Source organism: Bacillus sp. SRB3LM (assembly GCF_015712745.1).
Taxonomy (GTDB): Bacteria; Bacillota; Bacilli; order Bacillales; family Bacillaceae_G; genus Bacillus_A; species Bacillus_A thuringiensis_K.
In genome coordinates this window covers 1-5,119 of record NZ_VWVQ01000040.1, presented here as the reverse complement: position 1 = coordinate 5,119, position 5,119 = coordinate 1, and the positions used below count along the sequence as shown (strand labels likewise).

Genomic DNA, 5,119 nt, shown 5'->3' with positions numbered 1-5,119 from the left:
ACGAATATAGCTTAGAAAAAAGCAAGCTCTCTTAAAAGAAAGACTTGCTTTTTTCTTATTCCCCCTTTTCGAGGGGATGGGCAAAAACACCCAATACGATAAAATTTGTAGAAAGATTATCGTATTATGGACCTGTAGCCGGCTCATAACCGTCCGGTCATAGATTCAAATCCAACAGGGACCATTGCTATTTTTATACCTTTCTTCTTAGAACGTATATTGATATGTATAATACTGTTATATATAGTTCATCATAATAATCTGATGTAGATAAAATACAGAAAGGCACTCCAAGAGCACCCTTCTGCTTGTAGAATCACAATACATATTTTATTTCTTGATTATACATAGAACGTATCATTATACGTGTTAAAAAAATTCATCCTGTACATTTAAAATACAGCTTCTGTTTTCTCAAGGATTCATGTTGCAGATGTCTCTCTTTTTATCTTGCTACATTACTCTAGAAACTGGAACAGACCACGTTTTTTCAATTCTCTATTAGATTACTCACATGACATCCAACCTTTTTTGCGATATCTGGATAGGCTATTCCCTGATTAAATAAAACAATTGCTTGTTGACAATTTTCGTCCCATATCTCTTCTGATGTTTGTACTACCGTTTTTCGTTTCTTACAGACTTTCACTTTATTCGACATCTCCTTGTATATATGTTCCATTCTGTACATGCTATTTGCAAATGAAATATATAGAAAAATAATAAATTTACAACATGGTGCCATCCTAAACAAAAGGAGAGGCTAAGTGCCCCTTCTTTTTCTACTCATTGTCTTTCCTTATTTGGATTACTACCACCGACAATAGAAAAGACACGTTTAGCTATATTTGTATTTTCTTGAACACCGGAGAATACATATTTACCTGGCCCAAATGCATATACATTCACATCTTCACCTGTATGTCCACCCGTTGTCCAACCTGTAATGGAACGCTTAGTAAAAATAGCTTCAATGGCATTATCAATTTCGGTCACATCCTTTGATGGCGCGACATCTTGTACAGCCTTTATTTCTTCGGGTGTTAATGGTAAATCAATATACGTGTTCAAGGTCCCCTCTACACGTGCCCCTTTTGCAATCGCATTGGCCATAAAATCAGGTGTTCGTTTTGCGGCCTTAATTGGTTCCACTTTAAAATTATACGCATCATTTGCTCCCACAGATAAACCGCCAGTAGAGTGGTCTGCAGTTGCAACAACTAGTGTCTGCTTATCTTTTTTCGCAAACTTAATTGCCGCTTTAAACGCTCTTTCAAAATCTTCCGTCTCACTCATGGCACCGACAATATCATTATCATGTCCAGCCCAGTCAATTTGGCTGCCTTCCACCATTAAGAAGAACCCATTTTTATTTTTATTCAAACGTTCAATGGCTGCCTGTGTCATTTCTTCTAATGACGGCGTATTATCCTCACGATCAATCATCTTATCTAATCCGCCTAGTGCAAATAAACCAAGGATTTGGTCATTTTTATCCTGTAATAGTTGTTCTCGATTCGTTACATAACTATAACCAGATTTCTTAAATTCCTCTGTAAGATTACGATCTTCTCTTACAAAGTTTTTCCTGCCGCCACCAAGCATAACATCAACTTTATGCTTCCCTTTTATTTTTTCATCAAAATAATCATTTGCTATAGCATCCATATTGTCACGATGCATATCATGTGCCCCAAAAGCAGCTGGTGTTGCATGGGTAATTGGAGCAGTTGCAACCAATCCTGTAGATTTCCCTTGTTCTTTTGCCTGCTCAAGAACTGTTTTCACTGCTGTTTTATCATTATCAACTGAAATTGCCGCATTATATGTTTTCACACCCGACGCCATCGCAGTCGCTGCTGATGCAGAATCTGTAATGTTTTCATGTTCATCTTCTGAGTAAGTCTTTTGTGTACCTACAAGGTATGTATCAAATGCAATTGATTCCATTTCAAACGTTTTCGGATTATCTTTCATATAACGGTGTGCTGTCAGATAGGAAGGACCCATTCCATCCCCGATTAATACAATCACATTTTTAATCTTCGTATTGCTCTCCTTTTCTTCTGCATTCACCTCACTAAAGCGTGTAATATTCCATGTCACTACCGAAGTAATTGCTAACGACGCCACCATTGCAAATGGCCATGCTTTATTTATAAATTTTCTCACAATCTTGTCCCCCTCAACTTAAGTTACTTTCACATATTTCATTACACTATAACCTCAAAAAAACGGACAAAACCTGCCCGTTTTTTTGAGGTATTCCTTGATCTTTTTACAATTTATACGCATTCCATTTGGAATCCTATTTTCCACCCATGATGACATGCCCCATACCAAAATACTATTTTGCATTAGTGATACGGGACTTAAGGTAACCAATAAGTAGTGGATGCTGTTCCTTGATATTGTTGGTTTTTATCATAAAAATCAAATCGAAGTTCTTGTATATATGGGTAATTTGTATATCGCGTATATTTGTACATATACCATCCTTTTAAGTTGTTTGTATTTTTTATGAATAGGTCGCTCATTTTTTTTGGTAAAACCAATGGTCCTGGTGCATCCATTGCTCCCTCTGGAGCTAATCGAAGGTAAACGGTATTATTCTTTTGAAAAATTTGTGTGATATTTAACCATTCCGCCCCTGTGTATTGATATGATGTAGAGCTACCTAGTTGATCTTGTGATTCCTCTACAACTTGTCTTGAAGAATAATCTATAATATTTTTCTCTGCCGGTAACGCCGCAGCAGAACAGGGAGCCCCTATCATAAAACTACAACAAGCAAGTATACCTGGAATAACAATAGATTTATTTTTTTCCATTTCATCTTGTAAAATCCCTCCAATAAAATGTTGTATATGGCATATACAACCATATAATACTGAATTTTGATTTACTAGATTTCATAGGTTGAGAAATATCTTACGGAATAATTTGCGTGCAAAACAAGGATAACGAGAATATTTCACCATTTTACTTCATCAATATCAAATGATTTTAATAATCCAAATCCCTGTATAGTCTCAATTATTTTTTTATCTATTACTTTATAATACACTTCTAACCCTTTTCGTTCATATGATACAATTTTAGGTATTGTTAATTTACTTAAGTGTTGTGATACGACGAATTGAGGTAAATATATACGGTTTTGCAATTCAGAAACATTTAAAGAACCTATAGTAATCAATTTTTGTACAATCAGTAAGCGCATAGGATGAGCTAAACTTTTTAAAATTTCGGCAGGTTTCTCATAATCAGTAGCATCCATTTGAAATATTTTTGACATAAACTACATCTCCTTAAAAAATTAATATTTATATACCATGGAAAAGGTATAATAGTACATGGCATGTGCTTGACAAAATAATAAAATATAGCCTGTATCTTTGATGTGTCGGATGATATTTCTATTTTGTTCAAAAAACAGACAAAATGTTAGCGTACAATTTATATAATAAAAAGGAATATTGCATTGCACATTTTTGATACTGTAGTTTCATTGCATTGGAATTAATAAACGAGAAAAAATAGAGCATGTTGTTAGATGAACTGAATGATTTTGGTTCCTTTTGTAGAGGTAGTAGGCGTTTCTCAAGTCAATGCATCTAATTTATGGTATGTACCTGCAGAAAAAGTATCTGTTGTTACAACCAATAATTCGTATGAATTGGTTATAACGACCAAACGTTCTCGCTGTCAGTTCATTTGTGTCGCTGAGATTCTATTGTAAGGCGTTTTAAAGTAAATTGAATGACAAAATGAATAAATCGATTACTAACCGTTTATATGGGTTTTAGACACATTTAAACGAAATGGGTGTTTTTTGCGGATGAAATACAATTCCATATACACTGTATATTCCTTAGTTCTATTGATTATGCTCTGAATCAGCGGAGGGGACTTACCTTTGCATCGTTCTATCTTCAGTGACCTTACCAATGTATATTTTTTGAATCTTGTATTACGATTCATCCTAATTAGACATAGCAGTTCGTAATCAAGTTCCATAACAAGAAACATCAATACTATTGAGAATTATTATTTTTTAAAACGAAACTCGCTTCTTTTTATACATAAAAAGTCGCCCAGTTATTTATTCTTGTCTATACAAAGTCGATATTTTTTATGATTCACAACGGTTCTATCATATGGAAAACCGCCACCCATAACGGTTACAATTTCAATTAATATGGATCGTTCATACTTTTTGATTACGATACCAGTAATTTCCACACCATCTCTTTCAAATACGATTGCCTCTCCTATTGTAAATACAATCCGAATTTTCTCAATTAAAATTTGAATACATGTTGCAAAAAAATAAGATGCCCTATGAGTTTATTTGTATCGAAAATTGTAAAACAAGCTATTGTAGATGCCGAAATAAGTTTTATAAACAAAATATGTTTCTTTTGTTATCATAAGGAAAAAGAAAAATAGGGGAGAATGGAAGATGAATGCAAAAGAAACGAGAATTCAAATTATAAATATACAAGAACAGCATTGCCGTGGATGTGAATATCTATTCGGCTCCTACCAACATTGCATTGCAAATTGTAAATGGGGGAAAGAAGTATACCAGTTAGGAAAGCATTTGTCTGGGGAAGAAAATGTGAGAGCAAAGAATGCAGAATGGAAATGGGATCAATTATGTGAGGATACGGTTCAGTTACGGAATGCAGGAATGGGATATGTGGAAATTGCAAAACGGTTAAAATGTCGTGCCAGTAGTTTACGTGAGCATTTGAAAAAGCGTGGACTATATGAATGATGTACTAACGATGTTATAAGAATATGGATGGTATTTAAAAGTGCATAAAAAACTTGCAATGTTAGCATGCGGTATTTTTGCTCATCTGCCAGTTCTTATTGAGATACATGCTAGTATGGAAGGAAGTAAATTTGTTTCGATACGATGAACATAAGCCGTATTCTAGCCAAACGAAGCCAAAACCTGAGCTTAGGTTTTGGCTTCGCAACATATGATGCATGCAAACTTAGGTGTTATTTTTTTATTAATTTTTCCAATGGTATTAAATTCATCATCAGGTTGTAAGGAACGAGTTAGTTCATTACAACGTAAAATTTTCCCATCTTTCAATTCAAA

The 5,119-nt window shown here is 34.3% G+C and carries 6 protein-coding genes; 1 reads left to right on the top strand and 5 read right to left on the bottom strand.

Features of this window, described 5'->3' with window-relative positions; genetic code table 11:
- Positions 1-490: 490 nt before the first annotated feature.
- From F3I02_RS17640 to F3I02_RS34010, 5 genes are all read right to left on the bottom strand, one after another.
- A complete protein-coding gene (locus F3I02_RS17640) occupies positions 491-649 on the bottom strand; it encodes a hypothetical protein (protein ID WP_196478257.1) in 159 nt (52 codons plus the stop codon).
- A 137-nt stretch (positions 650-786) separates the two neighbouring features.
- Entirely contained in the window at positions 787-2,172 is a 1,386-nt protein-coding gene (locus F3I02_RS17635; RefSeq protein WP_196478256.1) for an alkaline phosphatase, read from the bottom strand.
- 200 nt (positions 2,173-2,372) lie between these two features.
- Positions 2,373-2,831: a hypothetical protein gene (locus F3I02_RS17630; RefSeq protein ID WP_196478255.1), complete on the bottom strand. Its 459-nt coding sequence runs from the start codon at positions 2,829-2,831 to the stop codon at positions 2,373-2,375.
- Positions 2,832-2,974: 143 nt separating this feature from the next.
- The gene (locus F3I02_RS17625) at positions 2,975-3,298 is read right to left on the bottom strand and encodes an ArsR/SmtB family transcription factor (protein WP_196478254.1); all 324 of its coding nucleotides are present in this window, start codon (positions 3,296-3,298) and stop codon (positions 2,975-2,977) included.
- 803 nt (positions 3,299-4,101) lie between these two features.
- Entirely contained in the window at positions 4,102-4,278 is a 177-nt protein-coding gene (locus F3I02_RS34010; RefSeq protein ID WP_308018572.1) for a DUF2187 family protein, read from the bottom strand.
- Between the two features lie 187 nt (positions 4,279-4,465).
- On the opposite strand from F3I02_RS34010, the gene F3I02_RS17615 reads away from it, so the two are divergent.
- Positions 4,466-4,783 (top strand): hypothetical protein, encoded by a 318-nt coding sequence (locus F3I02_RS17615; RefSeq protein ID WP_196478253.1) that lies wholly within the window; start codon positions 4,466-4,468, stop codon positions 4,781-4,783.
- The last annotated feature ends 336 nt before the right edge of the window (positions 4,784-5,119 follow it).